General features: G+C 58.0%; 15 protein-coding genes. 9 read left to right on the forward strand and 6 right to left on the reverse strand.

Annotated elements, in window-relative coordinates; genetic code table 11:
• Positions 1-11 precede the first annotated feature (11 nt).
• From KFE13_RS16900 to KFE13_RS16915, 4 genes are all read left to right on the forward strand, one after another.
• Positions 12-1,676, forward strand: coding sequence for a mechanosensitive ion channel family protein (locus KFE13_RS16900; protein WP_260704765.1), 1,665 nt, complete (start codon positions 12-14; stop codon positions 1,674-1,676).
• Between the two features lie 38 nt (positions 1,677-1,714).
• Positions 1,715-2,890, forward strand: coding sequence for a diflavin oxidoreductase (locus tag KFE13_RS16905; protein WP_260704766.1), 1,176 nt, complete (start codon positions 1,715-1,717; stop codon positions 2,888-2,890).
• Positions 2,891-3,298: 408 nt separating this feature from the next.
• Positions 3,299-3,655: a PadR family transcriptional regulator gene (locus KFE13_RS16910; RefSeq protein ID WP_260704767.1), complete on the forward strand. Its 357-nt coding sequence runs from the start codon at positions 3,299-3,301 to the stop codon at positions 3,653-3,655.
• Position 3,656: 1 nt separating this feature from the next.
• Positions 3,657-6,350 carry an ABC transporter permease gene (locus tag KFE13_RS16915; RefSeq protein ID WP_260704768.1) on the forward strand — a complete coding sequence of 898 codons (2,694 nt, stop codon included), beginning with the start codon at positions 3,657-3,659 and terminating at the stop codon, positions 6,348-6,350.
• A 207-nt stretch (positions 6,351-6,557) separates the two neighbouring features.
• Here KFE13_RS16915 and KFE13_RS16920 read toward each other — a convergent pair whose 3' ends face one another.
• Together KFE13_RS16920 and KFE13_RS16925 are read right to left on the reverse strand one after the other, a co-directional pair.
• Complete coding sequence (locus KFE13_RS16920; protein WP_260704769.1) at positions 6,558-7,205, reverse strand: dihydrofolate reductase family protein; 648 nt, start codon at positions 7,203-7,205, stop codon at positions 6,558-6,560.
• A gap of 145 nt (positions 7,206-7,350) precedes the next feature.
• Positions 7,351-8,331: an alpha/beta hydrolase gene (locus KFE13_RS16925; RefSeq protein WP_260704770.1), complete on the reverse strand. Its 981-nt coding sequence runs from the start codon at positions 8,329-8,331 to the stop codon at positions 7,351-7,353.
• 277 nt (positions 8,332-8,608) lie between these two features.
• On the opposite strand from KFE13_RS16925, the gene KFE13_RS16930 reads away from it, so the two are divergent.
• From KFE13_RS16930 to KFE13_RS16940, 3 genes are read left to right on the forward strand one after another with little or no spacing between them, the layout of a single operon-like run.
• Complete coding sequence (locus KFE13_RS16930) at positions 8,609-9,184, forward strand: class I SAM-dependent methyltransferase (protein ID WP_260704771.1); 576 nt, start codon at positions 8,609-8,611, stop codon at positions 9,182-9,184.
• A gap of 18 nt (positions 9,185-9,202) precedes the next feature.
• Positions 9,203-9,877 carry a response regulator gene (locus KFE13_RS16935; RefSeq protein WP_260704772.1) on the forward strand — a complete coding sequence of 225 codons (675 nt, stop codon included), beginning with the start codon at positions 9,203-9,205 and terminating at the stop codon, positions 9,875-9,877.
• Positions 9,874-11,250: a sensor histidine kinase gene (locus tag KFE13_RS16940; protein ID WP_260704773.1), complete on the forward strand. Its 1,377-nt coding sequence runs from the start codon at positions 9,874-9,876 to the stop codon at positions 11,248-11,250. Before KFE13_RS16935 ends, KFE13_RS16940 begins: the two co-directional genes overlap by 4 nt.
• A 9-nt stretch (positions 11,251-11,259) precedes the next feature.
• On the opposite strand, the gene KFE13_RS16945 is transcribed toward KFE13_RS16940, so the two are convergent.
• Positions 11,260-11,970 (reverse strand): VTT domain-containing protein, encoded by a 711-nt coding sequence (locus KFE13_RS16945; RefSeq protein ID WP_260704774.1) that lies wholly within the window; start codon positions 11,968-11,970, stop codon positions 11,260-11,262.
• Positions 11,971-12,075: 105 nt separating this feature from the next.
• On the opposite strand from KFE13_RS16945, the gene KFE13_RS16950 reads away from it, so the two are divergent.
• Positions 12,076-12,705, forward strand: coding sequence for an NAD(P)-dependent oxidoreductase (locus tag KFE13_RS16950; protein WP_260704775.1), 630 nt, complete (start codon positions 12,076-12,078; stop codon positions 12,703-12,705).
• Between the two features lie 55 nt (positions 12,706-12,760).
• Here the strand turns inward: KFE13_RS16950 and KFE13_RS16955 are convergent, their stop codons facing one another.
• Both KFE13_RS16955 and KFE13_RS16960 read right to left on the reverse strand, forming a co-directional pair.
• Positions 12,761-13,171, reverse strand: a complete 411-nt coding sequence (locus KFE13_RS16955; protein ID WP_260704776.1) for a hypothetical protein — start codon at positions 13,169-13,171, stop codon at positions 12,761-12,763.
• 6 nt (positions 13,172-13,177) lie between these two features.
• Entirely contained in the window at positions 13,178-13,618 is a 441-nt protein-coding gene (locus KFE13_RS16960) for a DUF6526 family protein (protein ID WP_260704777.1), read from the reverse strand.
• 63 nt (positions 13,619-13,681) lie between these two features.
• Here KFE13_RS16960 and KFE13_RS16965 point away from each other — a divergent pair, with 63 nt between their 5' ends.
• Positions 13,682-14,557 carry a deoxyribonuclease IV gene (locus KFE13_RS16965; protein WP_260704778.1) on the forward strand — a complete coding sequence of 292 codons (876 nt, stop codon included), beginning with the start codon at positions 13,682-13,684 and terminating at the stop codon, positions 14,555-14,557.
• Positions 14,558-14,668: 111 nt separating this feature from the next.
• On the opposite strand, the gene KFE13_RS16970 is transcribed toward KFE13_RS16965, so the two are convergent.
• Positions 14,669-16,018 (reverse strand): D-arabinono-1,4-lactone oxidase, encoded by a 1,350-nt coding sequence (locus KFE13_RS16970; RefSeq protein WP_260704779.1) that lies wholly within the window; start codon positions 16,016-16,018, stop codon positions 14,669-14,671.
• Positions 16,019-16,045 lie beyond the last annotated feature (27 nt).

Here is a 16,045-nt window from a genome sequence, read left to right on the forward strand (position 1 = left end):
GAGATTAGGACATGAGAGCGCGATGGTCTGAACGGGTGGCAGTTTTGCTTCTTCTGTTGGCTGTAGTTCTGCCGGCAGTGTCGCAGACAAAGCGGACGGCTTTTCCGGCAGTCGTCATGGCTCCGGTTCAGGCTAGATTTCAGCCTGCTCCTGTCAGGGTCGACAATCGATCCATCATTGAAATCTCCTGGGGCTTTGGCAGTATCAGCCCTGAGGTTCGCGCCCGGGCGATCTCTGAGCGGCTCGACAAGCTTGCGCGGGATACATCGCAAGCCGTCCATTTCACCATCAATGAGACGGACACGAGCACGGACATTATGGAGGACGACCTCGTCATCGCATCGGTCTTCGATGGCGATGCGGCTGCTGCGGGTGTCTCACGGACTGCGCTTGCGAACCAGTGGCTGACGGCGCTGAGTGGAGCGGTCAATCAGTATCGCGCCGAGCACAGTCGCGAGCGACTGCTGTTGCGTATTGGACTGACGGTTCTGGTGCTTGTCGTGACGCTGGCTCTATTGTGGCTGCTGGTGCCGCTTACGCGCTGGCTCGCAGATGTAACGGCGCGTTCGGTCTTCGACCGGCTGGCTCACTCTCGCCGTCAGAGCTGGTCTTTGATCGATACGAAGGAGCTGAATGGCTTGCTTCGGCTTGTCTTCAGGACAGTGCGCCTGGCGGCTTCGGTCTTCGTTCTCTATCTTGCGTTCCAGATTTTGTTTTCTCTCTTTCCGCAGACTCGCCCGCTTGGCGAACGGATGCTCGATGGCGTTTTGCGGCCCGCGGAGCAGTTCGGACGGGCGGCGTGGAACAGTGCTCCTTCGCTGGTCTTCATTCTGATCATCGCGCTGGTCTGTCGTTATGTTCTGCATCTTGTCTCCTTTGCTTTTGCCCGCATTGGCGAAGGGCAAGTACGCATTGAAGGCTTCAGGCCGCAGTGGGCACCAGTCACGTCCAGGCTGGTGAGTCTTGCGCTGATTCTGCTGGCTGTTCTGATTGCTTATCCATATATTCCCGGGTCGGAGTCGGCGGCGTTCAAGGGCTTTTCGCTCTTTCTCGGAGTGCTGGTCTCGCTGGGATCGACGGGCATGGTTGCGAATGTTTTCAACGGCATTGTGCTGACGTATATGGACTCGTTTCAGACAGGCGATTTTATCCAGATCGGCGAGACGCAGGGATATGTAGAGTCGACTTCTTTGTTTGTTACGAGGCTGCGTACGCGACAGCAGCGGGTTGTGACGATTCCAAATGCTCAGGTGCTGAGCAGCCAGATTACGAACTTCAGTACGGCGGCGACGAACTCGCTGACGCTTTCGACGACTGCGGGTATCGGTTATGACACGCCGTGGCGACAGGTGGAGGCGATGTTGCTGGGCGCGGCGCGGAATACGCGGACGGTGCGCCAGACGCCGCCTCCGTTCGTGCTTGAGGTGTCGTTGAACTCGTTCGATATCACTTATGAGCTGACTGTCTTTCTGACGGGTGAGGTTCCGATTAATGTTGTGCGGGCTGAGCTCAACCGCAACATTCTGGATGAGTTCAATCAGTACGGTGTGCAGATTATGACGCCGTCGTATGTGGCTGATCCGGCCAAGCCTGCGGTTGTGGCTCCGGAGAACTGGTTTGCGGAGCCTTCGGAGAAGCCGGCTGCAAGTGAAAAGAAGCCCGATTTGCAGCCGTAATCGATGCAATTTGTGTCGATGCGTTTTACCATAGAGAGATGAGCGAAGTTCTGGAGCAGCAAGCGAACGCAGGGGCGGGGCACGCCCAAAAGTACACGCGGAACAATCCGTACCAGTCGAATGTCAATGTCAACTACCTTCTGACGGCTGAGGGTTCGGAGAAGGAGACGCGTCACGTCGAGCTGGCGGTTGAAGCGGGCATGACGTATACGCCGGGCGACGCGGTTGGCATTATTCCGGAGAACCGTCCTGAGGCGGTCGCGGATGTGCTGAAGGCGCTGAGTTATAAGGGTGACGAGCGCGTTCTGGACCACTACAAGGTTGAGATCTCGCTGGAAGAGGCGCTGCGCACGCGTCTTGGAATCGGCAAGCTGGCGCGCGGCAGCGTGGGACAGTATGCAAAGCTGGCTCCGAACGTCGAAGGGCTTCAGGTTCTGACCGGGCCTGACAATCGCGCCCGCGCTGAGGAGTATTGCTGGGGCCGTGAGTTTGTCGATCTGGCTACGGATTTTCCCGGCGTGATCACCGATCCGCAGCAGTTGTTCAACGTGCTGCAGCGCCTGACGCCGCGCATGTACTCGATCTCGTCGAGCCAGAAGGTTCATCCTGACAGCGTGCACACGACAGTGCGCGTGATTCGTTACGATTCGCACGGACGCGAGCGGCAGGGTGTGGCGAGCGGACATATTGGCGATCGCGCGGGTGAGGGAACGGTGATGCCAATCTTCCTGCACTCGAACAACAACTTCCGCTTACCGGAGGACTCGAATGCTCCGGTGATCATGATCGGGCCGGGAACCGGTATCGCGCCGTTCCGCGCGTTTCTTGAGGAGCGCGAGGCGACGGGCGCGAAGGGCAAGAACTGGCTGTTCTTCGGCGAGCAGCGCGAGAAGATGGACTTTCTGTATAAGGACCAGCTTCTGGGCATGGTGAACAAGGGCGTACTGACGCATCTGCATACCGCGTTTTCGCGCGACCAGCACAACAAGGTATATGTGCAGGACCGTATTCAGGAGAACGCCAAAGAGGTGTTCGACTGGCTGGAGCAGGGCGCTTACTTCTATGTTTGCGGCGATGCGACGCGCATGGCAAAGGACGTAGAGAATGCTCTGCTGGATGCGATTGCGAAGGGCTCAAACGGCACGCTGGAACATGCTGCCGAGTACCTGGCGACGATGAAGAAGCAGAAGCGCTATCAGCGCGACGTGTATTAGGCTCTGACCCCTCCCCCCAGGGGGTGGTTGGGAAAGTTGAATGGTTTCAATGTCTTGCGAGATTTCAACAAGGCAAAATATTGAAATCAGAGGCTTTAAGCCTAAAAATATAGATTCCAAACGAGTTAGCCCCGCTATGAAAAGACGGGGCTAACTCGTTTCTTTTGCGATCTGTATTAAGTTTAGCAAATCGGGCTGGGTGAATCGGCAGATTTTTTGACCTCTATTTCCTTTGGATTGTTGAGGTTGTGATTTAAGGGGGCTTGACTTAAATTCCTGACCCGATCATCCGGTGATGAGTGCGTTAGGGCTGAAGCCATCCTTTGGCAAGCAAGGCTGGAATGTGAATCTTGACAATCGATAGTCGAATGTCTACTATCGCCCTCTATCGAGGGTCGGATGTCTACCATGGATAAGAATATGCAGCAGCGTGCGAACGTACTCCAGGGAACTCTGGACATGCTCATTCTGCGAACACTTGTTTACGGCCCAGCTCATGGTCGTGAGATTGGCAAGCATATTCAGCGGACCACCAACGACTTCCTTCAAATGCAGCATGGCTCTCTCTATCCTGCGCTGCACCGTCTGGAAGCAAAGGGATGGGTTGTTTCCAAATGGGAGACGGCGCCTGATCGCAATCGGGAATTCAAGTATTACCGGCTTACCGAAAAAGGCAGAAAACAGCTTGTAATCGAAGAATCGCAGTGGAAGCAGATGGCCGAAGCTGTGGCGCGCGTCATGTGGCCCGCCGGTGAGGAGAGCTGAGATGAGATGGTGGGAGATCAGGAAACGGGATGCAGACCTACAGCGGGAACTAGACTCTGACCTCGAACTGGAAATGGAAGAGCAGCGGGAACGCGGCCTATCACCAGAAGAAGCCCGCCTCGCCGCCCTGCGTGCCTTCGGCAATCCGACACTTATTCGCGAGCAAAGTCATCTCGCCTGGGGCCTGGAATGGCTGGAAAGCTTTCTGAAGGATGTCGCCTACGGCATGCGCTCCCTGCTCCGCAGCCCCGCCCTCACCGCCGTCGCCGTGCTTTCGCTTGGCCTCGGCATCGGCGCCAACACTGCCATCTTCAGCTTTCTTGACGCAATCCTGCTCCGCAACCTGCCTGTCCAGCAGCCTTCGCAACTCGTCCTTCTTGGCACGGGCGCCTGGAGCGGAATATCAGATTCCTGGGCGATCACTGAGCTCCATTCCTATCCGTTCTACCGCGATCTGCAGAAGGACAACACTGTCTTCAGCGACACGGCTGCTGTTTTAAGCATGACGAACCCGGTCTTCGGCACAGTCGACCACCGCGACCACACCGAGCCGATGAAGGTTCAGCTCGTCTCGGGCACCTACTTTCCCACGCTCGGGGTCTGCCCGCTGATGGGCCGTCTTTTCACCGATGAAGACGACAACACCGAAGGCAACCATCCCGTCGCCGTCGTCAGCTACGCCTGGTGGGCCGGCAGTCTCTTCCGCGATCCGCAAGTCCTCAACCGCAAACTCAAACTCGGCGACACCACCTTCGACATCGTTGGGGTCGCTCCTCAGGAATTCTTCGGGACTACCGTTGGTCAGCAGCCCGATATCTGGGTCCCGATGTCGATGATCGCTTCAGTCCCACCAAACTGGGGCAGCTATACCGACAAGCGCAGCGAATCGCTTTACGTCTTTGGCCGACTCAAACCCGGTGTCTCGCTCGATCAGGCAACTTCCAACATCAATCTCGTCTTCCACCAGATCTGGCTTAGCTATCGCAATGAGCATGTCACCCAGCAAGACCTCGCCGACCTCCAAAAAACTCAAATCCCCCTTACGCCCATGGAGAAAGGACTCTCAGGCCTACGTCGCGAGTACTCCCAGCCTCTGAAGGTCCTCATCTCGCTGACCGGAATTGTTCTCCTCATCGCCTGCGCCAACATCGCAAACCTTCTCCTCGCCCGCTCCACCGTCCGTGTCCGCGAATTCGCCGTCCGTCAGGCTCTTGGCGCAAAACGCTCCCGTCTCATTCGCCAACTCCTCACCGAATCCCTTTTGCTCGCCGCTGCAGGTGGCGCACTCGGCATTGTCTTCGCAGGTCTCGCTGATCGCATTCTGCTCCACATGATCTCCGGCGGTCCCGATACCGTTCCACTCGATGTCTCCATCCATACCAACGTCCTGCTTTTCACGATCGCAGTCAGCGTATTCACCGCCCTTCTCTTCGGAACTCTCCCAGCTCTTCGCGCTACCAGGCTCGAGCTCACCGAATCTCTCAAAGACGGTCGCAACGCCAACAGTGGCTCTCCAAAAACGCCGCTCGCCAATGGCCTCATCATCACGCAGGTCGCCTTCTCGCTCGTCCTTCTGGTTGGCGCGGTTCTCTTCGTCCACAGCCTTATCAATCTCAACGAGGTCGATACCGGCTTCAACCGCGAAAATACCCTTGTCATCAACCTCGATCCCAGTTCCATCGGGTACAAGGATTTTGAACCCCGGCTCAACACCCTCTATCAGCAGATTGAGCAACGCGTTGCTGCCATCCACGGCATTACCTCTGCCAGCTTTGCCATGATCACTTTCAATCAGGGCGCCTGGACCAATTCCGTCATCATCCCAGGCATTGATCCGAGCCTTTCCCACAACATCATCCAGAATGTTGTCGGCAACGATTACTTCAAGGCGATGCAGATCCCACTCATCGCCGGCCGCTCCTTTGGCCCGCAGGACACATCCACCTCGCAAAAAGTCACCATCATCAGCGAGAGCTTTGCCAAAAAATTTTTCCCCAACACAAATCCCATCGGCCACCACTTTGCCATTGGCGCTGACCAAGATATTTCCCAGTACGACATGGAGATCATCGGCATCGCCAAAGACGTAAAGTCCCAGGGACTCAAAGAAGGCCGTATCGCTAGCGACTACCTGCCTTACGTCCAGCGTCCGCGATATCTCCACAACCTCGTAGTCCGTTATACCGGCGACTCCACCATGGTCTCGTCGGCTGTCCAGACCGCAATCCGCTCCATAGACCGCACCCTCCCCATCACCGGCGTCTCGTCACTCGATGAACAGGTCACCGGTTCCATTACCCAGCAGCGCACCGTTGCTCAGCTCTCCACCTTCTTCGGCCTGCTCGCCGTCTTCCTCTCCTGCATCGGGATCTACGGTTTGATGTCCTACATGGTCTCCCGCCGCACCAACGAGATTGGCATCCGGATGGCCCTCGGTGCCGAACGCTCCAACGTCAGCTGGCTCATCATGCGCGAGATTATGCTGCTTGTCGCCATTGGCGTTGTCATCGGCGTGCCCGTCACTCTCGCTGGCTCCCGCCTCGTCACCAACATGCTCTTCGGGATTCAAGGCGCAGACACCATCACTCTCATTGCCTCTGTCGCCGCCCTGCTCCTCGTCGGCCTCATCTCCGGCTACCTGCCTGCCCGCCGTGCCTCGCAAGTCGATCCTATGATCGCCCTACGCTACGAATGATGCACTGGCGTGCGCTGGCCGCTGTCGGTTTCCAGCGTTGTTTTCTAAACGGTGGCTCAGTGGAACGGCGCATAGTTACTTGAAGCGGCGCGAATCGCTCGTGTCACCCAAGAATGCTTTTGGATTCACGCAGGATCGCCGAGTATCAAATCGAGCAGCCTCATCGCACGCTTGTTCCGGTGTAATGAGGCTGCGATCGTTTCGCTCTCAGCTTCTCTCCAGAGTAAGGTGAGTCGCATATTCCGAGGTTTTACGGTCGGTCACCGAAAACCCAAGTTCCCGCAGGTCCAACCCCTGGAACAGTGCTTCACCTCTGCCCAGGAGAACAGGCGCCGACACGAGGTGAAGCGAGTCAATCAATCCAGCCTGCAGGTACTGTCGCACCGTCGAGACTCCGCCGCCAATCTTGACATCTTTCGTTCCAGCGGCTTTCTTCGCGCGATCCAGAGCTTCCTCGATTCCGCCGGTTACAAAGTAGAAGGTGGTTCCGCCTTCCATGACGATGGGCTCACGTTCATAGTGAGTCAGAATAAAGGTCGGCGCATGATACGGCGGATTGTCGCCCCACCAGCCCTTCCATGAATCGTCCGGCCAGGGACCACGTACGGGGCCGAACATGTTGCGTCCGAGGATGAACGCACCGAAGTTTTCCATTGCTCGAGAGCCAAAGACATCATCGATGTCGCCGACCGATCCACCCTCTTTGCCGACCATTGAACAGAAGGTCCGCGTATGGAAGAACCACTGAAAAATCTCCGGTCCTCGCTTTCCAAGCGGATCGGTCAGGCTCTGTTCAGGCCCTGCGCCGAACCCGTCCAAAGAGACCCCAAATCCAGCGACTCGCACTCTCGACATGTTTATTCCTTTCAAGTTCCTGGTGGCTAGTTTGTCTGGGTAGATGCAAAAGATGGGCAAATGGTGCTCGTCTTCGAATCTTTTATCTCGAGTTTGTGACGTGTGTCCATCTGCTCATGCCCAGACCGCCAGTCAAAGTGAATCTCTAGATCATGCCGAGTGATTGCAGCCATGTTCCTACCAGCTGGGGCCATGCAGTTACGGGAAGTTTGGTTCGGCGGAGGCCGAAGGCGTGTCCCCCTTGCGGATAGAGGTGCATTTCTACGGGGACACCGGCGTTTTTGAGCGCGATGTAGTAGGTGAGCGCGTCGTCGACGTTGTCGACGTGATCGTCTTCGTTCTGCAGCAGGAAGGTGGGCGGCGTTTGGCGTGTGATGTGCAGGTCGGGGTTCAGGGCCAGATATTTGTCAGTGTTTGGCGGATAGTGAAGCGGGATTTTTTTGGTGCCCTGTCTGGCGTCCCACTCGGTTGCTGAACGCGAGAGGTGGCCTGGGTAGATGGCAACTGCGAAGTCGGGGCGGCAGCTTAGTTTGTCGGCGGCGTCTAGGGCGGGGTAGAGGCGCTGCTGGAAGTGATTGCTGATGGCGGCGACCAGGTGTCCTCCGGCGGAGAAGCCGAGGACGCCGATCTTGTGCGGGTCGATGTGCCACTGGGCGGCGTGAAGGCGTACGAGCCCGAGGGTTCTTTGTGCGTCTTCGAGTGCCATGGGCGATTCCGGATAGGGGCCGGATTTTGGATAGTCGCCCATATCCGTGACGCGGTACTTGAGGAGGATGCAGGTGATGCCTCGTGGTATGAGCCAGTCGCAGACCTCTGTGCCTTCGAGATCGATGGCGAGCATCTGATAGCCTCCGCCGGGAAAGACGACGACGGCTGCGCCGGTGTTTTTTCCTTTTGGTGAGTAGACGGTCATGGTCGGTTGCGTCACATTGCTGACGCCGACGATAGGCTTGCCCGCAATTAGAGAAGTCTTATCTGTCGTTGTAGTCTCTGGCCCTTTGACGGGTTGAGGATCGGGAGCTTTTCCGGGCCATATCGGAATTTGTGTGTATCCGGGGGCAGGCTGCCAGGTCTGAGGATGGGCGCTGAGTGTGGAGAGGAGGAAGAGGGCGAGGAGAGGTTTCATTTGCGGGCTCCGCTGGTGTGGAAGGACTGAGCGGAGTGTAGGCCTGAGGCGGGTGGATAAAAGAGTGGATAACCTGTGACGGCGGGGATGGGGAATCGAGTCCATTAATACGTCGAATGTTATGGAGCGTGAACGGTGCCTGGTGCGTAGCCGTATGCAATGTTCACGCAATGCAGGGGCGGCAGGATTGTGTACGCCGATTGATCCTGGGGCGGCGACGCCGTTGGCTATGGGGAGTTGGATGTCTGATCTGGAGAAACGTTCAGGTTGTTCTGATGTGCTGTCTTTCCTGGGTGCGTGGGTGTCGGCACCTGTTTCGATCGGCGCGGTGGCTCCTTCGGGGAGGGCTTTGGCAGAGTTGATTGCGTGCGAGGTGACGCCTGCATCGGGCTCGGTGATTGAGCTTGGGCCGGGGACGGGTGTGTTTACGCGCGCGGTTCTGGCTCGTGGTGTGAGCGAGGAGAACATGACGCTTGTCGAATCGATGCCGGAGTTTGCAGAGGCTCTTCAGCAGAAGTTTCCGAAGGCGCGTGTGCTTTGCATGGACGCGGCACGTTTGCGCGAGCGGAATCTGTATGAGGAGGCTTGCGTCGGCAGTGTGATCAGCGGCCTTCCGCTGCTGAACATGTCGTCGAAGCGTGTGATGTCGATTTTGAAAGGCGCGTTCGGGTACATGGGAGCGCACGGCGCTTTTTATCAATTCACGTATGGTCCGTGGTGCCCGGTGCCCCGCATGCTGCTGGACCGGCTGGGCCTAAAGGCGACTCGCGTTGGCGGTACTGTTCTCAACGTCCCTCCAGCTACGGTGTATCGCATTACGCGGCGGCGTGTGCCGAGGCTTGCGCTAGTCTGAGGGATGGAGTGGTGAGGTATGCGGGTTCTGCTGGTGGAAGATGAGCCGGAGATGGCTTCGGCGTTGTCGTCGGCGCTGAAGAAGTATGACATTGTTGTTGACTGCACGCGTACGCTGCGTGAGGCGAAGGAACTGCTTGCGGCGGGTGTGCATGATGCGATTCTTCTGGATCGCCAGCTTCCGGATGGCGATGGGCTGACTCTGATCGCGGCGCTGCGTGCTCAAGGGGCGATTGTGCCGGTGATTGTGTTGACGGCGAAGGGAGAACTGACGGAGAGGATCGCAGGTCTGGATAGCGGCGCCGACGACTATCTTGCCAAGCCATTTGCGATTGAGGAACTGCTGGCTCGTCTGCGGGCTGTGTTGCGGCGGCCAAGTCGTGTTCCTGCCGATACGGTGCGAGTGGGCAATCTCAGCTTCGATTTCAGCCATCGTGAGGCGAGTGTTGAAGGGCAGGTGCTGGATCTGCCACGTCGCGAGCTGTTGGTATTGGAGGCGCTGCTGCGAAGGATGGGGAGAACGGTGCTGCGTTCGGCGCTGGAGGAGTCGGTCTTCAGCTTTGATGACGAGGTGCAATCGAATGCGCTGGATACGCATGTGTCGAGGCTGCGGCGAAAGTTATCGGAGTCGCGGTCGGGTGTGGAGATTCATGGAATCCGCGGTGTCGGCTATCTGCTGAGGCAGAGTGCATGAGGTGGCGGCGGGACGGATCGCTGCGCTGGAGTCTTATCTGGCGGCTGATGACGATGCAGAGTGTGGTGCTGGGAGTCATCTGCATCCTGATTGTTGGGGTGCTGTACTGGACGGGTGGGCTGCTGACGCTGGAGTCTGAGGACCAGGTGATCGGCGTTTTGCAGAAGGCTGTCGATCGCGATGCGAAGGGCGGATTGGTGCTGCGGCCAACGCCGGAGCTTGTGAGCCTGAGGAAGAAGGTTCCGGGGCTTTGGTTTGTTATCAGGGACAAAGAAGGGCACTCGTTATCCGAGGGGAGTGTGCCGCCGGAATTTTCGCATATTGGCGATTCGCTGGATGCGGTGAGTCAGGCGAGGCTGGGGTGGCAACTGGGTGATCCGCCGCGTCCGAATGCGGTGATGCGGTGGAGTAAGACGTCTGCGGGAAGAGTTCAGATCTTAACGGGTCCGGGGGGCAAGGTAAGGCTGCGTGCAGCGTTGCTGGCGATAGTGATTGTGATGATGACGTATATCGGGCCGTTGCTGATCCTGATGGTGATTGCGACGCTGATCGCGACACCGATTGTCATTCGCAACGCGCTGGCGGGTTTGGGGGCGGCTGCGTCGGAGGCTGCACAGATCGATATCGACCAGCGCGGAACGAGGCTGTCGGTGGAGCGTGTACCGGCGGAGGTGCGTCCGTTGGTGAAGGCCGTGAACGATGCGCTTGGGCGGCTGGATGAAGGGTATGAGCGACAGGGCCGTTTTCTTGCGGACGCGGCGCATGAGCTACGGACCCCGATTGCGATTTTGAATACGCGTCTGGAGTCGTATCCGGTCAGTCCGGAGAATGAGCGGCTGATGGAGGATGTTTCGCGGCTGTCGATTCTTGCGGAGCAACTGCTCGATCTGGAGCGCCTGAATCGTGGTGGGTTACGACTTTTGCAGGTCGATCTGGTGGCGATGGGAGAACGCGTGGCAGCGGACCTGGCTCCGCTGGCTATTGCTGCCGGTTACAGGCTGTCGTTTGATGCGCTGAGGCGTCCTGTGATGGTGATGGGGGATCGGGCTTCGTTGGAGCGAGCTTTGATCAATCTTGTGCAGAATGCGATCGAGCATGGCGGGCGCAGAGGAATGATCACCATCACGGTTCGGCCGTTAGGTGCGATCGAGGTGATGGACGAAGGGCCGGGGATTCCTGCAGCGGATCGCGAACGTATCTTCGAGCCGTTTTATCGTCTGGAGACGCGGGATCGAGGCGTTGGACTGGGGCTGAACCTGGTGCGGGAGATCGTTGAGCTGCACAAGGGAAGTGTGGTGGCTGTTGCCGGGGAGACGGGTGGAGCCTGTTTCAGGATGACGCTGCCACTCAGCGGAGAGTCAACAGCGAACTGACGCGATGCGCTACGCGCCGAGGTGCAGAAGGTGGAGTAGCCGGGTGCTGCCGAAGATGTAGAGCGCGGAGCATAGGCCTTCGCCGATGAAGACGCCGAAGAGGAGTTTGAGGATGTTGAGCTTCATGGCTCCACTGACGCAGCAGATGGCGTCGGTGGGGAGGGCGGGAAAGAAGCTCCAGCCGATGATGATGGGGAGCTGATGATGTTTCAGGCCAGATTCGATGGTGGCCAGGCGCCTGCGGTTTCTGCGCTGCAGGTGCTCGTAGAGCTTGAATGATGCAGAGAAGTAATAGATGCCTGCGGATGAGATGAGTGCGCCGATCATGGTGAGAGCAAAGAGCGGAACAGGAGGCAGAAAGAAGGAGCCTGCTCCGATCAGGACGAGCAGAGGCACGAAGGTGAATCCACGAAGGCAGCCGATAAGAAGATAAAGCGCGCAGGCGCTGAGCGTGGAGACAGAGGCAAGGTTGCGCGCTTCTGCTGGCGAAAGGAAGGCGTGGGTGAAGCGAAGGTAGAGCGCCGCTGTGACGCATAGGGCGAGCAGGCTATAGCGCAGCAGCGGGTTTTTCATCGGGTTTTCCATTGGCACAATCTCAGCGTCACAAGTGACGACTCCATAGAGCTTGCGGCTGGAGAATTGCGTGAACATTGCGTTCGAGGGGATCGCCTTCTGCGCTATGACCTGGGCGTGGCGGAGGAGCAAGACAGAGATTTTCACAGACATTTTCGCTAAAAGTAGGTTCTTGAGCGTAACGTATGAATCCTTCGGTAAATTGGCACATCTGTATAAACGACAAATGTTGTCGAATAGGAGGAAATAGCAATGAACGTAGTAGTTTACGGAGCGACAGGAAATGCGGGTTCGGAGATTGTGAAGGAGCTGGTAGCTCGCGGACATAAGGTGACGGGTGTGGCCAGGAAGGTGGACGCGTTGAAGTCGCAGCCGGAAGTTACGGCGAAGGTTGACGACCTTTCGAATGCGGACACGGTGGCTTCGATCATCAAGGGAGCCGATGTCGTGGTTTCGGCATATCAGCCTCCGGCAGACAATACGGACAAGCTGGTGGATGTGACGAAGCTGCAGATTGAGGCGGTGAAGAAGGCTGGTGGTCCGAGGCTGATCGTTGTCGGCGGAGCAGGGCAGCTGGAGGTAGCTCCCGGAGTGACGCTGATCAAATCGGGATATCTGCCGGCGGAGTACCTGCCGATTGCGACGTCGCATGAGAAGGCGGCGGAGGTGCTGAAGGGATCGGATATCAACTGGACCTACATTGCTCCGGCTGCGTTTTTTGTTCCGGGTGAGCGGACGGGCAAGTACCGTACGGGTACCAACAATCTGGTGGCAGATGCGAAGGGCGAGAGCAAGATCTCGTTTGCGGATTATGCGATTGCTCTGGTGGATGAGATCGAGAAGCCGCAGCACGAGAAGAAACTGTTTTCGGTTGGCTATTGAGGTTTTGCGGAAGTGAAGAGGCGGCCAAGGCCGCCTCTTTTTCGTGGGGAACTCATCAGAGACACACTTCTGGCTGCTCTTGAAGAGCAAGCCTTTTGAGCATGTCCGTCGGATTTGGCGTCAATGAAAGATTTGGACTAGAAGAGACGAACTGGAAGACGACGTACACATTAACTTCGTTGCAAAACCATGGAGGCTCCTCGGTCCCGATTTTGACCAGATCGGCGTAGGAACGGTCGTCGCCATAACAACATCTGCTAGAAAATTGAAGATTTTTCAGCCGCAAAGATGTCTCAACGTCGTTGCGGTTCATCCCCGGCATAAAAGCTTCTTCATAGGAACGAAGAGCTTGCTGATATGTCTTCTCGCGTTGTTGCCTGGAATGTTTCTTCCATGCTTGGTATACCGCGAAGCTCAAGACCAAGATGCAGCAAGACATCACTAAGATTTTGCCAATCTGTTTCATAACTTTCTACACGCGGTGGTTGTCGGGGCGCCAGTTGGTGATGGCTTGTTTGATGGCTTTAGGCTCGAGGTTCTGGGTGAGGGTCTTGTGGAAGAGAGCGGGCAGCTCGGCGTCAGAGGCGAAGCGGAGAGCGACGAACTGTTTGAGGGTGAGGTCGTCAATGTGCTGGCGCTGGTCGGGTGGGAGAAGCGCTTCGAGGCGCAGGCGCTCTTCGAGGCGGATGAGGCGGTCCTGCAGCTTGAGGTCGTTGATGCGGGATTTGAAGGCGAGGACGAGGAGGGCGAGCGCAACGATGATGGACCAGTGGCCGAGCCAGGGGTGTTCGTGCCGGAAGCGGATGGCGATGTAGACGGCGACTCCCAGGTTGGCGATGACGACTGGGAAGACGAAGAGGTGCATGGGGGAGTCGGTGCGAGCGTGGTTGCTGAAGCTTTGCGGGGCGGCCATCGTGCGGAGTCCTTTCGTTTTGGCGCAGCGGCATCAGCATAGCAGGTGCGTTAGGCTGGAAAGATGGCGAAGAAGCGTATTGGAGTTCATGTAGGAACGGGCGGCGGTGTTTGGACGGCAGTGGATCGCGCGGTAGCGGCTGGTGCGAACACATTTCAGATTTTTTCGGCGAGTCCGCGCATGTGGAAGGCTCCGGCAGTGAAGCCTGCGGATGCGGCGAAGTTGCTGGAACTGCGGGCGAAGCATGATGTGGGGCCGGCTGTGATTCATGCGAACTATCTGATCAATGTGTGCAGCCAGACAGAGGCGGTGCGGGAGAATTCGGTGACCGCGTTTCGTGGCGAGGTGGAGCGTGCGCTGGCGTTGGGCGCCGAGTATCTTGTGCTCCATCCGGGGAGCTGGAAGGGACTGACGCGTGACGAGGGGCTGAAGTTGGCGGCGGAGTCGATTGAGCGTGCGGTGCAGGGGATTGATTTTTCGAAGGCCATGAGCCCGGGGAAGGACTTTCATCTGCTGATTGAGAACACGGCGGGCGCGGAGTTTTCGCTGGGAGGGAAGCTGGAACAGGTAGCGGAACTGGTGGAGAAGCTGAAGGCGCATCTGCCGGTGGCGGTGTGTCTGGATACGTGTCATGTGCATGTGTCGGGGTATGACATCGTGTCGGCGGATGGGTACATCGAGACGATGAAGCTGGTGGAGTCGACGGTGGGTTTCGATGCGGTGAAGGTGTGGCACTGCAACGATGCGAAGGCGGCAATGGGATCAAAGCTGGACCGGCACGAGCATATTGGAGAGGGCACGATTGGGGCGGAGGCGTTCCGGCGGCTGCTGCATGATCCGAAGTTTGCGCATGCAGCATTTGTGGCGGAGACGCCTGTGGATTCGCCGGGGGATGAGGCGCGTAATGTGGGCGTGTTGCGAACGCTGGCAGCGGGGTGAAATTTCGCTGCTGCTATTTACGGCGCGACAGGATGCGGTTGTGTCATTCCGAGCGAAATGCGGGGGTTCCTCGCTTCGCTCGGAATGACGCGGGTTGTTAACTGACCGCTGCTAGGAGTAGAGCTCGGCGGAGATGAATTCGTTGCGGAATTTGCCTTTGGGGTCGTACTGCTGGACGAGGGCTTTGAAGTCGTCGAGCTTTGGGTAGACCTTGCGGAAGTGATCGGCTTTGAGGGTGGAAAGCTTAGCCCAGTGGGGGCGCGGGTTGAAGGGCGCGAGTTTGGCTTCGATGAGAGGGAGAATCTTCTGTACCTCGGGCCACTGGAGCTTCCAGGTGAAATGGATGGCGAGCGAATCCTGCTGGTAGGCCATCGAGAGCCAGAGGTTGTCGGCAGCGATGGTGCGCAGCTCGGTGGTGAGCAGGTGCGGGGTGATCTTGTCGTGCAAGGTTTCGACGGCGCGGATGACCTGATAGCCCTGGGCGCGAGGGACGAAGTATTCCGTCTGCAGCTCTTCGCCGCTGGAAGGTGTGAAGTTCATGCGGAAGTGCGGGAGGCGCTCGTACCAGGGGCCCGGAACATTCATCTGCGGTGTGCAATTGACGGGATCGAGTGCGGGGATGGGGTGGAGGTTTTTGGTGGCGAGCGTGGCGTTGTAGAAGAGCTCGGGCGTGTCGAGGGGATGATCAGCGGTGACGAGGCGCTTGAGCCAGAGCTCGGTGCCGCGTGCGTGCTGCCAGTCGGTGAAGATGCTGACGGAGTAGCCGGCGCCGAAGATCGCGTCGAAGTGATGCCCGAGCTCGGCGAAGGGAATGTCGGTGTAGACGGTCTGGGCGATCTGGAAGGAGGGTTCGAGATCGAGGGTGACCCGGGTCATGACGCCGAGCAGCCCGAGGTTGACGACGGCTCCGTTGAACTTGTCTCCGTCGGCGCGGGAGAGAGTGTGGAGGTCGCCGTTGGCGTCGACGAACTCGATGGCGGCTACGGACGATGACAGGTTTTTGTTGTGGAGGCCGGAGCCGTGGGTTCCAGTCGCGATGGCTCCTGCGACGGAGATGTGAGGCAGGGAGGCGAGATTGTGGATGGCGAAGCCTTTGGCGTCGATGACGGGGGCGAGGTCGCCGTAGCGGATGCCTGCGCCGACGGTGACAGTATGGGCCTTTTCGTCGATGGTGATGTCTTTGAAGTTCGAGAGCGCGACCTGGGCCTGCGTGCTGTCGGCGAGGGCATTGAAGGAGTGACGGGTGCCGAGGGGGCGGATGCTGGGGTGATCCTTGACGATCTGCTGGAGCTCGGCGAGGGTTGCTGGTTCGAAGAGGTTGTCGGTGTGGTAGGTCAGGTTGCCGGCCCAGTTGGTCCGCGGCTTTGCGCTGCGCTGTGCGGTATCCGGGTTGGCGAAGCGGGAGAGGAAGCTGCCGGTCACGAGGACTCCTGAGGACTTGAGAAACTGTCGTTTATCCATGATCACGCTCGAAGCGAAGGGGTGACG

This window comes from Edaphobacter flagellatus (genome assembly GCF_025264665.1).
Taxonomy (GTDB): domain Bacteria; phylum Acidobacteriota; class Terriglobia; order Terriglobales; family Acidobacteriaceae; genus Edaphobacter; species Edaphobacter flagellatus.

Excerpts from the sequence above, each read along its gene's own strand:
- KFE13_RS16915 (WP_260704768.1), top strand. The coding sequence starts at position 3,657 with ATGAGATGGTGGGAGATCAGGAAACGGGATGCAGACCTACAGCGGGAA.
- KFE13_RS16960 (WP_260704777.1), bottom strand. The coding sequence starts at position 13,618 with ATGGCCGCCCCGCAAAGCTTCAGCAACCACGCTCGCACCGACTCCCCC.
- KFE13_RS16935 (WP_260704772.1), top strand. The coding sequence starts at position 9,203 with ATGCGGGTTCTGCTGGTGGAAGATGAGCCGGAGATGGCTTCGGCGTTG.
- KFE13_RS16970 (WP_260704779.1), bottom strand. The coding sequence starts at position 16,018 with ATGGATAAACGACAGTTTCTCAAGTCCTCAGGAGTCCTCGTGACCGGC.
- KFE13_RS16950 (WP_260704775.1), top strand. The coding sequence starts at position 12,076 with ATGAACGTAGTAGTTTACGGAGCGACAGGAAATGCGGGTTCGGAGATT.
- KFE13_RS16900 (WP_260704765.1), top strand. The coding sequence starts at position 12 with ATGAGAGCGCGATGGTCTGAACGGGTGGCAGTTTTGCTTCTTCTGTTG.
- KFE13_RS16940 (WP_260704773.1), top strand. The coding sequence starts at position 9,874 with ATGAGGTGGCGGCGGGACGGATCGCTGCGCTGGAGTCTTATCTGGCGG.
- KFE13_RS16955 (WP_260704776.1), bottom strand. The coding sequence starts at position 13,171 with ATGAAACAGATTGGCAAAATCTTAGTGATGTCTTGCTGCATCTTGGTC.
- KFE13_RS16925 (WP_260704770.1), bottom strand. The coding sequence starts at position 8,331 with ATGAAACCTCTCCTCGCCCTCTTCCTCCTCTCCACACTCAGCGCCCAT.
- KFE13_RS16910 (WP_260704767.1), top strand. The coding sequence starts at position 3,299 with ATGGATAAGAATATGCAGCAGCGTGCGAACGTACTCCAGGGAACTCTG.
- KFE13_RS16965 (WP_260704778.1), top strand. The coding sequence starts at position 13,682 with ATGGCGAAGAAGCGTATTGGAGTTCATGTAGGAACGGGCGGCGGTGTT.
- KFE13_RS16920 (WP_260704769.1), bottom strand. The coding sequence starts at position 7,205 with ATGTCGAGAGTGCGAGTCGCTGGATTTGGGGTCTCTTTGGACGGGTTC.
- KFE13_RS16905 (WP_260704766.1), top strand. The coding sequence starts at position 1,715 with ATGAGCGAAGTTCTGGAGCAGCAAGCGAACGCAGGGGCGGGGCACGCC.